The following is a 14,999-nucleotide window of genomic DNA, read 5'->3' on the forward strand; positions in this document are numbered from 1 at the left end:
CCGCTCAGGCGGCTACTGGGAAAGGGCCGACGCGGAGGGTTCCTCCGAGTGCTGTGCCGACGGAGGGGCCGTCGTCGGTGTGGAGGAGGGCGGGGGCGCGGTCGGCGTCGAGGTGGTCCGGCTCCCGGAGGCCGTGGTGGCCGGTGCGGGGTCGGCCGGCTCCGTCGTCGTCCCGGACGGGGTGATGCCGCCGGTCGTGGTCGTGGTCGCGGGCAGGGTCGTCTCGGGCAGCTCGGTAGGGGTCGTGCTCGGCGCCGGCGCCGGGCTCGTCGGGGTGCTGTCCGGTGAGGCCGTCGGGCTCGTCACCGGCCGCGGCCGGTGGTCCGCGGGCTGGGCGCGGGTGAACATGCTGGGCAGCAGGGCCAGTCCGACGCTGAGCCCGGCAACCGCCACGGCGGAGCCCCCCGCCTTCCACAGCAACCGCGACCGGCGGCGGGACCGGATGCCCGCGTGCAGCCGCTGCCGGTGTGCGGGCTCGTAGGGGGTGTGCTGCCGGGTGTCGTGCATCAGCCGCGACAGGTCCCGCTCGAAGTCGTCCATCGGTACTCCCTTCACCCCACGGGCCTGACGGTGCCGGACAGGATCTGGCGGAGCCGTGCGACTCCGCGTGACGCATGGGACCGGGCGGTGCCCACCGGGCAGCCCAGGGCCTGGGCGACCTGGGCCTCGGGCAGGTCCTCGTAGTAGCGCAGCACCACCGCGGCCCGCTGCTTCGACGACAGCTGGGCCAGTGCCGCCTCCAGCCGCGAACGTTCCGCGACGGCGGACGACACGTCGCCCGGGTCGGCCCGGTCGGGCAGATGCTCCACCGGGCGCTCACCCCACCAGCGCCGCCGGGCCGAGCGGGCCGCCAGCCGCACCAGCACCGTCCGGACGTACGCCTCGGGAGCCTGCTCGGCCACCCTCGGCCAGGCGAACCACAGCTTGACCAAGGCCTCCTGCACCAGGTCCTCGGCCCGCTGCCGGTCGCCTCCCGTGAGCAGACGCGCGACATGGAGCAGCGCCGACCAACGGGCGGCCGCGAACTCGTCGAAGCCGTCCGCCCCCCGAAACTGCTCCATCCTCACCGTCCTGCGTCTCAGTGGCCCCCTACACCTCTCAAAAGACGCCGACCCCCACTCCACGATGCACTCGCAGCCTGTGATCCACCTCACCTCGACCGATGCCGGACCCGGGCACGCGGCGGGATGCCGGATCCGGGCACGGAAAAGGGGCCCGTGCACAGGCACGGGCCCCTTTCGCCGGGCAAGCGCGAGCTTCCTACGTGCGGTCGCCCTTCGGCTGGGCGGGCTGGTCGGGCGTACCGTGCGGCGGCGGGCTGTGCGGCTGCGGCGACGTCGCGGGCGACACGGGCGAGCCTCCCTGGGCACCCTGCCCCGTCTCGGGGCGCAGGGCGCTCGGGTCGCCGGACGTCGGCTCGGCGCCCGCGCGCAGCTGGTCGAGCCGTGAGTCCAGCAGCCGGGTCACCGGCAGCCGGTCGGCGTGCGACCGCTCGTACGCGAGCAGCTGCTCGACCTCGTCGACCGACAGCGACCGCACACGGCTCTCCAGGCCGCCGATCGGCAGATGGTCGTAGTCGGGCAGTGGCAGGGTGCTGCGAGCGGAATCGGCCATGGTTCTCACTTCCCTGTGTACGACGTGCTGTACGAGCCGGGCGGTGGGGTCAGCGGCCTCCGGGGCCGCCACTGCCGAAGCCGCCACTGCTGCCCTCGTTCCAGCGCGGGCGGTCCTGCGAGGCGCTGGTCCGGTCGCTCTGATTGCCGTGACCCTTGAGCTGGTGCGGGGTCAGGCGCTCCTCGCTTCTCGGCATCTCGTCCGGCTCGCGGCGCTCCAGCGTCTCGCGGACCGGTCCGCCGTCGGGCAGCCTGGGCTGCTCGTCGGGCCGCGGCGGGCGCCGGCGCTTGTGCCGCAGGCCCAGGATGAAGGCGCCCAGCAGCAGGGCCAGGACCAGCAGACCCGTCACGACGAACCCGAAGCCGGGGGCGTCGCCGCCCGCGGCCATCTCCATCCATGCGTTAGTCATGGCCCGCGGGTACCCCTGGTCCTCCCCATGAACCCAGGCCCCCTCTGCCCGGAGCCCGGTCCGTCCGTGAGGGGTACTCCGCGGGAAACACCGGTTTGACCGGCCCCGACCGGGGCTACCCGCGCTGTGTGACTTCGACGACATCCCAGCAGGAGCTGTTCCGGTTCCTGGAGGACCGTTTCGCCTGTGCGCAGGCGTGTACCGAGTGCGCTCGGGCGTGCGCGCTGCGCGCCAGCCTCGTGGATCCCGACGGCACCGAGAACCAGGAACTCGTACGACGCAAGGGCATCATGGCCGCGGAGGTCTGCGACGCGACCTGCCGTGTGCTGTCCGAGCAGAACCAGGTGGACGAGAGCGGCATCAGGGTCCAGGTGGAGTGGTGCCGGACGGTGTGCCTGGAGGCCGCCCACGTCTTCGACCGGCAACCGGGAGCGGAGGACTCGGCGGCGGCCTGCCGCGCCTGCGCACGGGCGTGCACGGACTTCCTCGCCACGCTGAACTGACCGACACCATTCCCAATTTCTGAAACACGTTCTACGGTGTGCGCCGACAGGACCGCCCTTGGGAGCCTGGAGGCGCCGTGCACCTCGAATACACGCCCGAGCAGCAGCGGCTGCGCACCGAACTGCGGTCCTACTTCGCCGAACTGGTCCCGGACCACCAGTACGCCCGGCACGGCGACCCGGCAGCCCAGAAGCGGTTCTACCGCGAGACCATCCGGCGGCTCGGTACGGACGGCTGGCTCGGCGTGGGCTGGCCGAAGGAGTACGGCGGCCGCGGCCTGACGGCCATGGAGCAGTTCATCTTCTTCGACGAGGCCGCCCAGGCCGGTGTCCCGCTGCCGCTCATGGCGCTCAACACGGTCGGCCCGACGATCATGCGGTACGGCACCGACGAGCAGAAGGCGTACTTCCTGCCGAGGATCCTCTCCGGGGAGATCGACTTCGCCATCGGCTACAGCGAGCCCGGTGCCGGCACCGACCTCGCGTCCCTGCGCACCAGGGCCGTACGGGAGGGCGACGAGTACGTCGTCGACGGCCAGAAGATCTGGACGACCAACGGCGACACGGCCGACTGGGTGTGGCTGGCCGTGCGCACCGACCCGGACGCACCACCGCACAAGGGCATCACCATGCTCCTGGTGCCGACCTCCGACCCCGGCTACTCCTGCACGCTGATCAACACCCTCGCCTCGCACGACACCACCGCCAGCTACTACGAGAACGTCCGCGTCCCCGTCTCGCGCCGGGTCGGCCCCGAGAACCAGGGCTGGCGGCTGATCACCAACCAGCTCAACCACGAACGCGTGACCCTCGCAGCCCACGGCACCATGGCGATCCGTGCCCTGCACGACGTGCGGCGCTGGGCAACGGAGACCAAGCTCGCCGACGGCCGTCGCGTCGCCGACCTGCCCTGGGTACGCCGCCTCCTGGCCCGCACCCATGCCCGGCTGGAGGCCCTCAAGCTGCTCAACCGGCAGATGGTCGGCGCGGTCCAGAACGGCACCCTCACCCCGCAGGACGCCTCCGCGGTCAAGGTCTACGGCTCGGAGGCCCGGCGCGACGCCTACGCCTGGCTCATGGAGGTCGTCGCGGCCCCCGGCGCCCTGAAGGAGGGCTCGGCCGGCGCGGTCCTGCACGGCGAACTCGAACGCGGTTACCGCTCGGCGGTCATCTTCACCTTCGGCGGCGGCAACAACGAGATCCAGCGCGAGATCATCTCGTGGATCGGGCTGGGAATGCCGAGGGTGCGGCGCTGACGGGATGTGACGAGGATTTTCAGTTGGCACAAAAGAGGGATGGATGGCACCAAGATCACGGGTGTTGTCAGAGATGCCGACCCATCTCCTCGATGCATGTGGCTCGGGCCGAGCGGTCGGTCCGGGGGTACGGGATGTCGAGGCTCCTGCCGCTGTCGATGGTGACCTGCTCGCCCACGGCGCCTGAGACGGCTCCCCATACGCAGTGCGCTGCCACGGCACCCTGGAACCCGGCGGGCCCGGGAACGACCAACAGGGCCGCCCCGCACCGGTCTTCGAAGGCGTCAGCGTTTGCTCTCGTCGCGCGCTGAGCCGGAAGGCCATGATCGCGCACGGCGATCGCGCCTCGCTGCCCGCCGGGCAGCCTCCCATCGGGCTATGCCGCATGCAGCGGAAGCCGTTGATAGATTCGCCCGTCGTGAGATCAAGTGAGTACGACCTTGACTTCCGTGACCGGGCGGGCCGGACCCGAGCCTGGGGCATCGGTCTGCTGGTCGTGGCCGGGTTGCTGTGGAGCTGGTGCACCCTGCTGCTCCTTACCCCGTACGAGGTGGACCGCAAGCCCGACGACCGGTATCCCGTTGAATGCGAGCCGCGGCTGATGACGGAGCGCGGCACGGCCAACGAGGGGCTGGGCCACGGCGACTACTGCCAGAACGAGCGCGACTGGCCGGAGGCCGTGGTCGTGCTGGGACTGTCCGTGCCGGTGTCCGTGGCCGGAGCGGTCCTGTTCACCAGCGGCAGCGTCAGTCGGCGGATGAGCGCCCACGCCGAGGCGATGCGCGAACTGGACCGGATCGCCGATGAGCGCGAGGCGCGGTCCGCCCGCGCGCGGTGACGCCCGGGAGGATTGAGATCGCACCCGCGCACGAGGGCGCTCGACTGCAGCGCCTCCTTGGTGCCCGCGCCGGCCGCACGGCTGTCGACCGTGCCCGCGGTATCGACCCCTCAGGGCGGATGCGGTTGCAGGCGAGAGTGGTGGCCCCGACACGGTGGTCCGTCTCGCGCTGTTGCTGCGCCGACGTGGCCAGGCGGCCATCACCACGACAGATCACTCGGTCCCTCACACGCCTCTTGTTCGAGACTTCCGCGGACTTCGACCTGACCTGGGGGAGAAGCCCGGAGTCCCGTCGGACATCCGGGTCGAGATGAGTCCGATCGCCGTGACGTCAATCGCACGTCCTGGGCGGAGCTCTAGCGCCGCTACACGGCAGGGGCCCTTGGCCGGTGGGCATCACCGAGCGGCATGCAGCCGCGTTCCCCCGGCGCTTCCTCGCCAAGCTGGCGGCCAGCGCCGCAGCGTCGACGAGCTGCCGCCGACGGAAGTGATACGTCCACAGGGTGGGGGCCGGCGCAGGGCAGGTGACCGTGAGGCCCTGGCAGCGATCATCTTCGTGGCGACATCGGGCTGCACATGGCGGCAGCTTCCACCGGTGTTCGGCCCGAGCTGGCAGACGGTCTACCGAAGGTTCGCCCAGTGGAACCGCGACCGGGTCTGGGGGCGAGGCTCCACCGCGTGATCCTCGACGAACTCGGAGTGCGAGGCGAGCTGGACTGGTCGCGGTGCGCGATCGATTCCGTGAGCCTGCGGGCCGCAAAGGGGGGCCACTGACGGGACCGGATCCGACCGACCGCGGCAAGTTGGGATCGAAGATCCACCTAATCACGGACAGGAACGGGCTGCCGCTGTCCCTGGGCGTCTCCGGCGCGAACATGCACGACAGCCAGGGCCTGAAGCCGCTCGTGTGCGGCATCCCGCCCGTCCGGTCCCGCCGTGGGCCCCGGCGCCACCGGCCCAAGAAACTGCACGCCGACAAGGGTTACGACTACGACCACCTGCGTCGCTGGCTTCGAGGCGCGGTATCCGCCACCGCATCGCTCGCAAGGGGCACGAGTCCTCCAAGCGGCTGGGCCGCCACCGCTGGGTGGTCGAGAGAACCGTGTCCTGGCCGGCTGCCGCCGCCTGCACCGCCGCTACGAACGCAAAGCCGAGCACTTCCTCGCGTTCGTTGCCATCGCCGCAGCCCTCATCGGGTATCGCCGTCTCAGCAGATGAGCCTGGCCCACCGCGCAGATGCTGACCAGGCCCGCGTTGTCACCGGCAGCCCATACGGTGCGCTCACCATCTCGAAGGAGGAACTGCCGTGGGATTCTCGGGTCACCTGGTCTTCGCTCGCAGCAACCGCCCCCTGCTGGAAGCTCCCGTCTTCGACAGCCTCGACGAAGAACTCAAGGCAACCGTGCACACATGGGAGTCACGGTCGGGCGGCTGGCAGACGCTCCAGATCGATTCCGGGACATGGGACGACGAGGACCTGCCCGCCCTGGTTGAGTGGAGCAGTGCACCGGCCTGCGTCGCCGACGTCTCCGACAGTTCCCTCGCTCTCGTGACCGGCCTGGACACCACCGGACAGCGCTGGCAGGCGTGGCTCAACCTGGACATCGCCGCCAGGCTCCTGGCCGAGGAGCCCGAAGATTTCGAAGATCAACTCCTGTGGCTGGACACGCCAAAGTTCCACGAAGCCGTCAGACATAAGCGCGCCGAACTCGACGCCGAGAAACCCACCGACGCCGAGGGCGCCGTTGCCTGGGCCGCAGCCGCTGGCGTCCCCGTCACGCCGGGGACAACCAGGATTGAAGAGCTGCTTCGCTCACACGAGACCTTCGCAGAAGACCTCTTCAGCACGCTGCTCGACCAGCTGGGCTTTCCCCAGGCCACTCAAGCCCTCAACTGAACCATAAGAAACAACGTCCAAGGCGGAGTCGAGGACCGGTACACGGTTCATGCGTGGGCCCTGATCTCCGTGGAGGAGGAGCCTCGCCCGGCCCAGTATCTTCTGCCCCCCGACATCCGCGATGGGAGGCGTCGGGAACGCCTACCGCCGGTTCCGAGGCATCAGGCCGGCGCGGCGGGCCAGTTCGTCCTCCGGTCCGGTACCACGACGCTTGCCCGGCATGGAGCGGACGACGTAGCGGAAGGGCAGCCCGCCAGGTTGGGCGACCATGCCGCCGAACCGGGTGTCGCCGGCGAACCATACGCGGTCCGGCGGGCGGGGCCCCCGCGGACGGGGGCCGTCCCAGCCGTCCGCGGGGACGGGGAACGAGCAGTGGCTTTGGCCGTCCGGCTGGAGCAGCACCACCCGCCCGTCCGTCCCCCAGCGGCGGCCCTGGACCCGCTCGCCGTCTGCGGCGACCACCCGGACGTCCTGTGTGCGCACGGGCCAGACCTGCCAGCCGTAGGTGGACATCACCAGCCGCTCCCGACGGCGCGCCCGACGCCACAGCAGCGTCAGGCCGGCCGTGACCGCCATGACGGGGACCGCGCAGGCGGCGGTGACCAAGCCAGGGGCGGAGCCGGGACCCGCCGGAGAGAGGAGGGCCGCCAGCAGCAGCACTTGGGCGGTCAGCGCGAGGATGCCCCACCGCAGACCGCGTTCACGCCGCCGCAGGACGTCCTCGACACCCGGGGTGTCCACCGCCACTCCGGGCAGCACCTCGTAGCCGTACTCCGCAGCGATCATCACGTTCCCCTTCCGCAATGGCCGTGGTGCGGCGGCTCGCGGGCCTCCGCCGGTGCCAGAGCCTACTGGCCGCGGAGACCGCGACGGCGCTGGAAGTGCTATTCGCCGTCGGCTGACCTGGCGCAGGTGCTCACCAGAGCGCGGATCACCGGTGTGGGCAACGCCGGGTTGGCGGCCGCGTGGTGGGCCAGCTCCTCGTCGTCGAGGAGCTCCGCCAGCCGGGACGGCGGAAGGTTGGGGTGGCGTGCGAACGCGGCGCGGACGGAGGGGTCGGGGTCCTGGGTGAGCCGCTCCACGGTGGCCGGCGGGACTTTGGGGTCGCGGGCGGCCAGTGCCCGGACGGCGGGATCCTCGTCGGCGGCGTGGACGGCCAACCCGTCGGTGGGGAAGTGCGGGCGGGTGAGGAGGCGGTCGCGCTGATGGCCGGTGTACTCGAGGAAGCTGCGCAGGAGCAGGGCCGCCGGGGCGTCCGGGTGGTTTTGGGCCAGCAGGACGCGCACGCCCAGGTCGTCGTCGACAGCCAGCCGGGCCATCAGGTCGGCTGACAGGGTGTGCACCTGCGCGGCGTTTCTGCGCAGCATCGGGTGACCGGACCGTGCGTCCTGGCGGACGGTCTCGGGGTCCGGGGGTGTCAACGGCTCGGGACGGAACAGGAAGAGCCCGTCCAAGGGGACCGCGTAGTCGATTCCGGCCCGCTCCTGCTCGCTCCACGCGGGGTGCACGGAAACCGCCAGCCGCACGCCCGGGTCGGGATCCGTAGCGAGGGCTTGCCGCTCCGCAGGGCCGAGGTCCGGGTGGCGCGCGACCGCCCTGCGCACGTCCGGCACGGGGTCGGCGGCAAGGATGCGGCGCTCGGCGGGGCCGAGGTCCGTGCGGCCGGCGATCTCCGCTCGGACCTCCGGGTCCGGATCGGCGGCCAGGAGTCTCACCACGTCGGGCGGCAGGGTCGGGTTCCCGGCGATCATCGATCGGTCCTGCGGGCCGGCAGGCGCGGTGAGGACCGCGTCCACGACCGCCCTGCTGAGTGCCCGGTGCATCAGGATGTCGGTGCGGCCGTGACACGGTCTGTCGGGCAGGACGCTCTCGACCCACACCGGGTCCTCGTTGCGCAGATGCCTCTGGGCCCTCGACCGGACCTCGTCGTCGGGGTCCGTCAGCAGCGCGGCCCGTGTCTCGGCGGGCAGCCCCGTCCACATGCCGACGCCCCAGGCACGGACCTTCGGATCCGGATGCGTGGGCATGGACCGGCGCAGCCCGAGCGAGAACTGCCGGTAGAGGGAACCGCCGAGGTGTTCCTGCTCGTAGCTGTTGATCATGTGCACGACGGCCTCGTCGGGCAGCGGCGGCCCGTCGTACTCCGGCCCGGGTCCCTCGGCGAGGTGGGCGCGGACGAACCAGTGCGGATCGTCGAGGAGTTGTGCCCGCTGGGCCGGATCGACATGAGGGTTGCGGGCGAAGAAGCTGCGGGTGCGATGGTCGGGGTGCGCGATCACGGCGTCGACGACCGCCGACGGCAGGACCCGGTCCCGGCACAGCACCATCCGTACAGCGAGCGGGGTTTCGGCCAGCAGGTGCAGCAGGAGCTCCACCGGAGCGGCGGGATTCAGCGCCAGCCCGGCGAGCCGCCGGGTGGACAAGTCGGCGTCCTGCCAGATCTCGTCAGGTGTCGGCACGTTTCGAACCCCCAAGGAAAGACCACGGAACGGGCCCCCTGCCACAGGACATGGAGCCCATGACCCTAACCGCTCACTTCGATGTCCTGCTGCGAAGCGACCAGGACATCACAGTCTCCGGACTGGCCCGCGCGGCACGAGTGGACCGCACCTACCTCTACCGGCACCGCGACCTCCTCGAACGCGTCCACGCCGCCGCAGCAGCCCCACCAGCAGAAGGCCGGATCGCGGCCGTCAGCCGGGCCTCGCTGCAGACTGACCTCACCAACGCGCTGGAGCGAAACAGACGGCTGACAGCCCGGGTCCGGCAGTTGGAGAAGCGTCTGTCCGAGAGCCTTGGTGAAACCGCCTGGAAGGAATCAGGCCTTGGCGCGTCCGCCGACATCGACCAGCTTCAACGTCGCATCACGTTGCTCGAACAACACCTGGCCGACATAAGCCGCCAGCTCGATGAGCGGACCGAGGAACTCGATGCTGCGCGGGCGGCTGACCGGGAACTGACCCGGGCACTGAACCAGGCCCGCTGACGCCAGCTGCCGGGTGCGATGCCGGTCATCTGGACCTGCCTTGCTCATGAGCCGACGGTAGGTTCCCTTTCGCAGGTATCCGTAAGAGCGCGGTCCCCAGCGACGCTCTAAGCCTGGCCTCAGGTTGATCGGGGACAATGAGCGGCAAAAACATCGACTGGAAGGGGGCGGGCCGGCGTGCGGATCATGATCGCGGATGATGAAGCGGCCATCCGTGAGTCGCTGGAGCGGGTGCTCCAGGTCGAGGGTTACGACACCAGTACCGTCGCCAACGGTCTCGCCGTGCTAGACGGGGTCGGTGGGGCCGACGGCGACACGCTGGATCTTCTGATCCTCGACGTGATGATGCCCCGCCTCGGCGGGTTGGAGACCTGCCGGCGGTTGCGGGCCGCGGGTCGGGATCTGCCGGTGCTGATGCTGACCGCCCGTGACCAGGTCTCCGACCGGGTCACGGGGCTGGACGCGGGTGCCGACGACTACCTGCCCAAGCCGTTCGCCACCGAGGAGCTGCTGGCCCGGGTGCGGGCCCTGCTGCGCCGACGCACGCCGACCGACGGGGAGTCGCAGATCCTGTCGTTCGCCGACGTCCGGCTCGATCCGGACAGGTTCGAGGCGTGGCGGGGCGAGCGGCCGCTGCGCCTGACCCGGACCGAGTTCTCCCTCCTGCAGGTCCTCATGAGCAACGCGACCCGGGTCCTGACCCGCGACACGCTGTTCGAGGCGATCTGGGGCTTCGACATGAGCGCCACCGCCAACAACCTTCAGGTGTACGTGAGCTACCTGCGCCGCAAGATGGAGGCCGAGGGTGAGCCGCGATTGATCTACACGCTGCGCGGCCTGGGTTACGTGCTGCGGGAGACTCCTCCGTGAGCAGGCCCGCCGGGCGGGAACCGCGCCGGCTGACCCGATGGTGGCGCCGGCGGTCCCTGCGGGCCAGGCTGACGGTGATCGCGGCGACGGCCATCGGGGTCAGCGTGTTCGTGGCCTTCCAGGTGGCCAGCGAACTCCTGGGCTGGGAGCTGCAGGACAGCGCCAAGAATCAGCTGCGCGCCGACTCCCGCGTCCTGGCGACGAACGCGCAGCGGGCCGGTCTGGCGCAGGTCCAGCTACCGCCGTATCCCGGATCAGGTCGGCTGGTGCGGGTCATCCTGCCCGACGGCTCGACCCGGACGCCGGCCGGCCAACCCGCGCTGCCCCCCGTCAGCGAGCACGCCGAGCGGGTGGCGCAGGGCGCGTCGGCCGACCTGATGGAGTCGAACGACAGCGACGAGGACGGCTACATCGTCTACACGCTGCGGGCGGGCGACGGCGCGGTCCAGGTGGCCCAGGTCGCCGACGACAGCCCGATCAACCAGTTCGGGTTCGGCATGCTGTTGATCGGGCTGCTCTGCGTGGTCGGCGGCGCCCTTGTCGGGCGAACCGTGGCGCGGACCGGGCTGGCACCGATCGACCGGCTGACCGCCGCCGCGGTACGTGTCGCGCACACCCGGGATCTTGACGCCGACATCCCGGATGAGGGCGGTGGGGAGATCCGGCGGCTGATCCAGTCGATCAACGACATGCTCGCCGCGCTCCGGGACTCCCGGCGGGCCCAGCGGCTGCTCGCCGAGGACGCCGCCCACGAGCTCAAGACCCCGCTCACCAGCCTGCGCCTCAACGTCGAGCTGCTGATCCGGCTCGATCGGCGCGGCACCCTGGACAGCGCACTGCCGGCGGAGAGCCGGACCCGGCTGCTCAACGATCTCGGCGCCCAGGTGGCCGAGTTGAGCACCCTTGCCGCCGAGCTGACCGACCTGGCGCGCGGTGACGTCAGCGACGAGAACACCGAGCTGCTCGACCTCGCCGACGTGGTGGCGGCGGCCGCGACCCGGGCACGTTCCCGCGCGCCCGACGTCGAGGTCGCGCTCGACGTGACCTCCGTGTGGGTGAGCGGGCGTCCCGCCGCGCTCGAGCGGGCGGTGCTCAACCTCATCGACAACGCCGGCAAGTGGTCCCCTGCGGACCAGCCGGTCCAGGTCCGGCTCCGTGCCGAGGACGCTTCGGTGGTCCTCGAGGTCGACGACGCCGGGCCGGGCATCGACGCCGCCGACGTACCGCGGGTGTTCGACCGGTTCTACCGTGCCGACAGCGCCCGGGCGTTGCCGGGTTCCGGTCTGGGGCTGTCGATCGTGCAGCGGGTCGTCGACGCCCACGGCGGCCGGGTCGGCGTCGCCCGCTCCGCACGCGGTGGTGCGCTGCTTCGGGTCGACCTTCCGGCCGCGGCCCCGCCCGCGCCCATCGCGCGGCCCACCGCCGGGGAGGACAGCGCGGCGGGCTGACCCACCGCCGGCGGCGCGGCACATGACGAGGGACGGCGGCCCTCGGGCACAACCCCGCGCGGCTCACCGTCAAGGCAAAACCCGTGCTGCGCCGGCCCCGGTCCCGGCCGCACGGCACAGGACCGGAGGGCGGTGACCGTCGGACCCGTGAACCACATCCGGGACGGGCCTGGGGCCCGTCCCGGATCTCGTCGGTGTCGGCGCGCTCACCGTTGCAGCGCGGGCTCCTCCTCGTCGTCGGCGAGCGGCTGTCGACCGTCCGGCAGCTCCGCCGCCGTCCGGGACAGCCGGCTCGGCCACCACATCCGCCGGCCGATCAGCAAGGTGAGGGCGGGCACCAGGACCGACCGCACCAGCAGGGCGTCGAGCAGCACGCCGAAGGCCACCAGGAACCCGACCTCGACCAGCATCACCAGCGGAAGTGTGACGAGGACCGCGAACGTGGCCGCCAGGACCAGGCCTGCCGAGGTGATGACGCCACCGGTGGCCGAGAGGGCTTTGAGCATGCCCTCTCTGGTGCCGAGATGCACGGCCTCCTCCCGGGCCCGGCTGGCCAGGAAGATGTTGTAGTCGACGCCGAGCGCCACCAGGAACAGGAATGCCAGCAGCGGCACCGAATTGTCGATCCCCTCGAACCCGAGGATCGTGTCGAAGACGAACACGCTGCCGCCGAAGGCCGCGGCGAACGAGACGATCACAGTGGCCATCAGGACCAGCGGGGCCACGATCGCGCGCAGCAGCAGCCCGAGGACGATCAGGACCACGACGAGCACCAGCGGGATCACCAGCTTCTCGTCGCGCCGGGTGGTCACCTCGGTGTCGAGGTTCTCCGCACTCGGCCCGCCGACGATCGCCTCCGCCCCGCTCACCGCGTGCACGGCGGTGCGCACCCGCTTGACCGTGTCGTACTCCGCGGCGGTGTCCGGCGCGTCCTTCGGGAACACGGAGATGTTGGACCAGCCACCGCTGGTCTGCTCCGGGATGGCCAGGGCCACACCGTGAGTGTCCTTGACGACGTCGAGCACCCGCTCCTGGTGCGCGGGCCGCGTGAAGACCGTCATCGGCTGGCCGCCGAGCTCCGGGAAGTGCTGGCGCAGAACGGTGAAGCCGGTGACCGACTCCGGCGCGGACAGGAACTGGTCCTGCTCCCGCAGTGCGCCGGTGTTGCCCGCCAGCCCGAGGGCGAACACCCCGAGGACCCCGAGCGAGCCGAGCGCCGCCATCCACCGACGGCGGCTGATGGCGGAACCGAGCCGTCCCCACAGCCCCGGCTTCTCCTGCACGGCCGTGCTGAACCGCGGGACGGCCGGCCAGAAGATCCGCCTGCCGAGCACCACGAGCACCGCCGGGAACAGCGTCAGCATGGCCACCAGCGCGCACAGGATGCCGGCCGCACCGATCGGGCCCAACCCGCTGGTGCTGTTCAGGTCCGCGACGAGCAGGCAGAGCAGGCCGGCGACCACGGTGGCCGCGGACGCGACGATGGCCGGCGCCGCGCCGCGTAGCGCGTGGACCATCGCGACCCGGACGTTCTCATGGTGGTGCAGTGCCTCCCGATATCGAGCGATGAGCAACAGCGCGTAGTCCGTGCCAACGCCGAACACCAGGATCGTCAGCAGCGCTGAGTTCTGATCGTTGACCACGATGCCGAAGCCCTTGACCAGCAGGTAGACCGTCCCCATCGAGGTCAGTGCGGCCGCGCCGACGGCCACCAGCGGGATGATCCACAACACCGGGCTGCGGTACGTGAGGATGAGCAGGAGCGTGACGACGACGATGGTGGTGAGGAGGACCTGCACGTCGATGCCGTCGAAGACGGCATCCATGTCGCCGTCGATCGCGCCCGGGCCGGTCACGTCGAGTTCCAGGCCGGAGGGGCGTTCCTTCGCGGCGTCACGTAACGGGCCGACGATGTCCTCCGGTGCGCCGTAGGCCGTGCTCACCTCGAGCGTGAACATCATCGCCATGCGGTCGGTGGAGAGGCTCGTCGGTGAGCCCTCGTCGTCCTCGCCGGCCGCCGCCGTCGCCTTCGGCGGGTACCGCTTGGCAAGGGTGTTGTAGTGGCGCTCGACCGTCGCGCGGTCGGCGTCGGTCATGCCGCCGGCGCGGTGGTACACGAAGACGAACGTGTTGCTGTCGCCGCCGGGGAGACGGTCGTCCAGCACCGCCACCTTGGTGGACTCGGCACTGGCCGGCAGGGTGTCCACGGCGCTGTCGGTGGTGACCGAGCTCAGCTTTCCGCTCAGCGGCACCATGCCGACCGCCAGCACCAGCCATAAGCCGATCACCAACCAAGGCACCCACCGGCCGGCCAACCGACCGGCCGGCGCTCCCCCGGACGGCGCTGCGTCGACTGCCATCACTAGCCTCCTACATACGGGTTGCATCGCTTATCTGGATGCCGACTTCCTACGGAGCGAACCTGAGACGACTGTTAATGCGGTGCTCAGGCCGGTTGGCCGAACCATGTGCCCAGCGCACGCACCAGCGTGGTGGCGTCGCGGTCCGGCCCGGTGGGCAAGGCCCGGGCGACACAGCCGTCGGGCCGCATGAGCAACGCGTCGAGGTCCACCCGATCCGTGCGGGCGGTGAGGGTGTTGACCCGTCCGGTCCACGCGGCCGCGGCGCCGCGGGCCTCGGCGCGGTCGACGAAGCCGAGCAGGAGCCCACGCCCCTCACGCAGCAGGTCCGCCGACCGGTTCACCGCGGTGACGACGTCCGGGTCGGGCCGCTCCAGCGTCAACTTCATGTCCGGGCACAGGGTGCCGACGAACCGGTGGTCGTCGCCCAGGTCGTACCGGGCGTCCATGCCGGCGAGCGGGTAGGCGACGTACCGGTGGGCGTCGTCGAACCGACACGCTCAGCCTGCTTCTCGCGGTGCTGGTCACCGCGGCCAGTGTCCAGGACTCCGTGGCCGGCACCCTGCTGCTCGACCAGGTTGCCGGCATCGACATGGAAATCACCGCCCGCAAACCCGGGACCAGGGGATTCACGCCCGGTGGGCGGTGGAGCGGACGTGCGGCTGGCTGATGCTCCACCGGAGTCTCCTGTCCCTGATCAACCCCCGTCCGCCTGCCTGCGTCCTAGGTCGTGTCCGCAAAGTCAGGAGAGCCAGAGTCGTAGGCAGGCGATGGTGACCAGGGCTTCGTAGTGGCGGGCGCGTTTGTCGTAGCGGGTG

15 protein-coding genes and 2 pseudogenes are annotated in these 14,999 nt (G+C 71.1%); 9 read left to right on the forward strand and 8 right to left on the reverse strand.

Going from position 1 to position 14,999, the window contains the following annotated elements; all coding sequences use genetic code 11:
* Positions 1-12 precede the first annotated feature (12 nt).
* The 4 genes from ABTX60_RS29220 to ABTX60_RS29235 all read right to left on the reverse strand — a co-directional run bounded on the left by ABTX60_RS29220 (position 13) and on the right by ABTX60_RS29235 (position 2,023).
* Positions 13-540 carry a cellulase gene (locus tag ABTX60_RS29220; protein ID WP_352100000.1) on the reverse strand — a complete coding sequence of 176 codons (528 nt, stop codon included), beginning with the start codon at positions 538-540 and terminating at the stop codon, positions 13-15.
* 11 nt (positions 541-551) lie between these two features.
* Positions 552-1,061, reverse strand: coding sequence for a SigE family RNA polymerase sigma factor (locus tag ABTX60_RS29225; protein ID WP_352100001.1), 510 nt, complete (start codon positions 1,059-1,061; stop codon positions 552-554).
* 199 nt (positions 1,062-1,260) lie between these two features.
* Positions 1,261-1,614, reverse strand: a complete 354-nt coding sequence (locus tag ABTX60_RS29230; RefSeq protein WP_352100002.1) for a DUF8129 domain-containing protein — start codon at positions 1,612-1,614, stop codon at positions 1,261-1,263.
* 49 nt (positions 1,615-1,663) lie between these two features.
* The gene (locus ABTX60_RS29235) at positions 1,664-2,023 is read right to left on the reverse strand and encodes a DUF6479 family protein (RefSeq protein WP_352100003.1); all 360 of its coding nucleotides are present in this window, start codon (positions 2,021-2,023) and stop codon (positions 1,664-1,666) included.
* A gap of 128 nt (positions 2,024-2,151) precedes the next feature.
* On the opposite strand from ABTX60_RS29235, the gene ABTX60_RS29240 reads away from it, so the two are divergent.
* The 5 genes and pseudogenes from ABTX60_RS29240 to ABTX60_RS29260 all read left to right on the forward strand — a co-directional run bounded on the left by ABTX60_RS29240 (position 2,152) and on the right by ABTX60_RS29260 (position 6,517).
* Entirely contained in the window at positions 2,152-2,526 is a 375-nt protein-coding gene (locus tag ABTX60_RS29240; protein WP_352100004.1) for a four-helix bundle copper-binding protein, read from the forward strand.
* A gap of 77 nt (positions 2,527-2,603) precedes the next feature.
* A complete protein-coding gene (locus ABTX60_RS29245) occupies positions 2,604-3,782 on the forward strand; it encodes an acyl-CoA dehydrogenase family protein (protein WP_352100005.1) in 1,179 nt (392 codons plus the stop codon).
* A 418-nt stretch (positions 3,783-4,200) separates the two neighbouring features.
* A complete protein-coding gene (locus tag ABTX60_RS29250; protein ID WP_352100006.1) occupies positions 4,201-4,620 on the forward strand; it encodes a hypothetical protein in 420 nt (139 codons plus the stop codon).
* A 472-nt stretch (positions 4,621-5,092) separates the two neighbouring features.
* A pseudogene (locus ABTX60_RS29255) lies at positions 5,093-5,838 on the forward strand (IS5 family transposase).
* Between the two features lie 88 nt (positions 5,839-5,926).
* Positions 5,927-6,517, forward strand: coding sequence for a hypothetical protein (locus ABTX60_RS29260; RefSeq protein WP_352100007.1), 591 nt, complete (start codon positions 5,927-5,929; stop codon positions 6,515-6,517).
* A gap of 141 nt (positions 6,518-6,658) precedes the next feature.
* Here ABTX60_RS29260 and ABTX60_RS29265 read toward each other — a convergent pair whose 3' ends face one another.
* Both ABTX60_RS29265 and ABTX60_RS29270 read right to left on the reverse strand, forming a co-directional pair.
* A complete protein-coding gene (locus ABTX60_RS29265) occupies positions 6,659-7,303 on the reverse strand; it encodes a hypothetical protein (RefSeq protein ID WP_352100008.1) in 645 nt (214 codons plus the stop codon).
* 98 nt (positions 7,304-7,401) lie between these two features.
* Complete coding sequence (locus ABTX60_RS29270) at positions 7,402-8,976, reverse strand: hypothetical protein (RefSeq protein WP_352100009.1); 1,575 nt, start codon at positions 8,974-8,976, stop codon at positions 7,402-7,404.
* A 59-nt stretch (positions 8,977-9,035) separates the two neighbouring features.
* Here ABTX60_RS29270 and ABTX60_RS29275 point away from each other — a divergent pair, with 59 nt between their 5' ends.
* From ABTX60_RS29275 to ABTX60_RS29285, 3 genes are all read left to right on the forward strand, one after another.
* Entirely contained in the window at positions 9,036-9,503 is a 468-nt protein-coding gene (locus tag ABTX60_RS29275; protein ID WP_352100010.1) for a hypothetical protein, read from the forward strand.
* A 177-nt stretch (positions 9,504-9,680) separates the two neighbouring features.
* On the forward strand, positions 9,681-10,373 hold the full coding sequence (locus tag ABTX60_RS29280) for a response regulator transcription factor (RefSeq protein WP_352100011.1): 693 nt from the start codon (positions 9,681-9,683) through the stop codon (positions 10,371-10,373).
* Positions 10,370-11,821 carry a HAMP domain-containing sensor histidine kinase gene (locus ABTX60_RS29285; RefSeq protein ID WP_352100012.1) on the forward strand — a complete coding sequence of 484 codons (1,452 nt, stop codon included), beginning with the start codon at positions 10,370-10,372 and terminating at the stop codon, positions 11,819-11,821. Before ABTX60_RS29280 ends, ABTX60_RS29285 begins: the two co-directional genes overlap by 4 nt.
* 206 nt (positions 11,822-12,027) lie before the next feature.
* Here ABTX60_RS29285 and ABTX60_RS29290 read toward each other — a convergent pair whose 3' ends face one another.
* Positions 12,028-14,181, reverse strand: a complete 2,154-nt coding sequence (locus ABTX60_RS29290) for an MMPL family transporter (protein WP_352100013.1) — start codon at positions 14,179-14,181, stop codon at positions 12,028-12,030.
* A gap of 86 nt (positions 14,182-14,267) precedes the next feature.
* Positions 14,268-14,630, reverse strand: a complete 363-nt coding sequence (locus ABTX60_RS29295) for an aromatic-ring hydroxylase C-terminal domain-containing protein (RefSeq protein WP_352100014.1) — start codon at positions 14,628-14,630, stop codon at positions 14,268-14,270.
* Between the two features lie 8 nt (positions 14,631-14,638).
* Between ABTX60_RS29295 and ABTX60_RS29300 the strand changes: the two are divergent.
* A pseudogene (locus ABTX60_RS29300) lies at positions 14,639-14,868 on the forward strand (IS5 family transposase); the annotation flags it as partial.
* Between the last annotated feature and the right edge of the window lie 131 nt (positions 14,869-14,999).

The organism is Streptomyces sp. NPDC126510, from assembly GCF_040302345.1.
Taxonomy (GTDB): Bacteria; Actinomycetota; Actinomycetes; order Streptomycetales; family Streptomycetaceae; genus Streptomyces.

Excerpts from the sequence above, each read along its gene's own strand:
- ABTX60_RS29220 (WP_352100000.1), bottom strand. The coding sequence starts at position 540 with ATGGACGACTTCGAGCGGGACCTGTCGCGGCTGATGCACGACACCCGG.
- ABTX60_RS29295 (WP_352100014.1), bottom strand. The coding sequence starts at position 14,630 with ATGGACGCCCGGTACGACCTGGGCGACGACCACCGGTTCGTCGGCACC.
- ABTX60_RS29235 (WP_352100003.1), bottom strand. The coding sequence starts at position 2,023 with ATGACTAACGCATGGATGGAGATGGCCGCGGGCGGCGACGCCCCCGGC.
- ABTX60_RS29225 (WP_352100001.1), bottom strand. The coding sequence starts at position 1,061 with ATGGAGCAGTTTCGGGGGGCGGACGGCTTCGACGAGTTCGCGGCCGCC.
- ABTX60_RS29230 (WP_352100002.1), bottom strand. The coding sequence starts at position 1,614 with ATGGCCGATTCCGCTCGCAGCACCCTGCCACTGCCCGACTACGACCAT.
- ABTX60_RS29290 (WP_352100013.1), bottom strand. The coding sequence starts at position 14,181 with ATGGCAGTCGACGCAGCGCCGTCCGGGGGAGCGCCGGCCGGTCGGTTG.
- ABTX60_RS29275 (WP_352100010.1), top strand. The coding sequence starts at position 9,036 with ATGACCCTAACCGCTCACTTCGATGTCCTGCTGCGAAGCGACCAGGAC.
- ABTX60_RS29265 (WP_352100008.1), bottom strand. The coding sequence starts at position 7,303 with ATGATCGCTGCGGAGTACGGCTACGAGGTGCTGCCCGGAGTGGCGGTG.